This window comes from Ideonella sp. P3_A4 (assembly GCF_056403075.1).
The window spans coordinates 1-1,705 of record NZ_JBFUGE010000949.1 but is presented as its reverse complement, the minus strand read 5'-3'; the positions used below and the strand labels follow the sequence as shown (position 1 = coordinate 1,705).

At 68.0% G+C, this 1,705-nt stretch carries 1 protein-coding gene and 1 pseudogene; one reads left to right on the top strand and one right to left on the bottom strand.

Going from position 1 to position 1,705, the window contains the following annotated elements; all coding sequences use genetic code 11:
- On the bottom strand, window positions 1-1,105 hold a 1,105-nt coding region (gene argH / locus AC1DYI_RS34740; RefSeq protein ID WP_477208650.1), incomplete at its 3' end, for an argininosuccinate lyase.
- Between the two features lie 95 nt (window positions 1,106-1,200).
- Between argH and AC1DYI_RS34735 the strand changes: the two are divergent.
- Window positions 1,201-1,705 (top strand): annotated as a pseudogene (locus tag AC1DYI_RS34735) (sensor histidine kinase); the annotation flags it as partial.

The window sequence follows — 1,705 nt, the reverse complement described above, 5'->3', positions numbered from 1 at the left end:
CCTTCAGGCCACCGCTGCGAGTGCCGTTTGCGTCGACCTCGCCGCCGACCATCTCGGCCATGATGCGCAGCGTGTCTTTCACCGTGTCGACGGTGTCGAACAGCGGTTCCTTGTCTTCCTGGTTGTCCTTGTTGTAGGTCAGCGGCTGGCCCTTCATCAAGGTGATCAAGCCCATCAGGTGACCGACCACGCGGCCGCTCTTGCCGCGCGCCAGCTCGGCCACATCAGGGTTGCGCTTCTGCGGCATGATCGACGAGCCGGTGCAGTAGCGGTCCGACAGATCGATGAAGCCGAAGTTCTGGCTCATCCACAGCACGATCTCTTCGGCCAGCCGCGAGACGTGAATCATCACCAGCGTCGCGAACGAGGTGAATTCGATCGCGAAGTCGCGGTCGCTGACCGCATCCAGCGAGTTCTGGCACACGCCGTCAAAGCCCAGCGCATTCGCCACGCTCTCGCGGTCCAGCGGGTAGCTGGTGCCGGCCAACGCCGCGGCGCCCAGCGGCAGGCGGTTCACCCGCTTGCGCACATCGGCCAGGCGCTCGCCATCACGCGCGAACATCTCGACATAGGCCAGCATGTGGTGGGCAAAGCTCACCGGCTGCGCGACCTGCATGTGGGTGAAGCCGGGCATCACCGTCTCGGTGTGGTGCGAGGCCACGGCCAGCAGCGCACGCTGCATGTCGGCCAGCAGCGGGGCGATTGCGTCGATCTCGCTGCGCAGCCACAGCCGCACGTCGGTGGCGACCTGGTCGTTGCGCGAGCGGCCGGTGTGCAGGCGCTTGCCGGCATCGCCCACCAGCTGGGTCAGGCGGGCCTCGATGTTCAGGTGCACGTCTTCGAGCTCGGGCTTCCAGACGAACTCGCCRCTCTCGATCTCGGTCTTGACCTGCGCCATGCCGCGCTCGATGTCGGCCAGGTCCTGCGCGCCGATGATGCCCTGGCGCGCCAGCATCGTGGCGTGGGCCAGGCTGCCCTCGATGTCAGCTCGCCAAAGGCGCTGGTCGAAGAACACGCTGGCGGTGTAGCGCTTGACCAGCTCGCTCATCGGCTCGGAGAACAGGGCCGACCAGGCCTGGGACTTCTTGTCGAGTTGATTGCTCATGGCGCGCCTGTGATGGGGGTGAGGGTGATCAGGGAAACCACTGATTCTAGAAGTCACTCCGCCCACTGGCTCGACCCGCGGCCAGAATGGCCCCCGTGAAACGCATGCACGACACCGGGGCGAGCACCCTCTTCGACGACCTGCGCGAGGCCGTCACCGCGCCCGACCTGACCCAGTCCGAGGCCTTGCAGCTGTGCCGCAGCGGCACCTTGCTGCGGGCCATGCTGCTGGTGGTCGTGGTGCTGGGCGTGGGCTTGCTGTTCGGTGCGCACGGCCCGGCCAGTTGGCTGAGCGAGCTGTCGAGCGCCGCCACGGTGGCGGTGCCGGCCACGCTGTTGTGGGTCTTGATGGCCTGCGCCGCACGCCACCTGATTGCCCGTGCTGCGCCGATGGTGCAGGTGGCGGCTGCGTCCATGTTGGGCGCGGTGGCTGCGCTGATGCTGTGGTGGCCGATGGCCTCGGTCGGCATGGCGCCAGGCAGCACCCACTGGGTCGCGCCGGCCGTGACTGGCGCCTTGCTCGCGGCGCTGGTTTTCCAGTCCGAGCGCTGGCGCCAGCGCGCGCGTTTGCCGGCGGCCGCGGCCCCGCGACTGGCCGAAC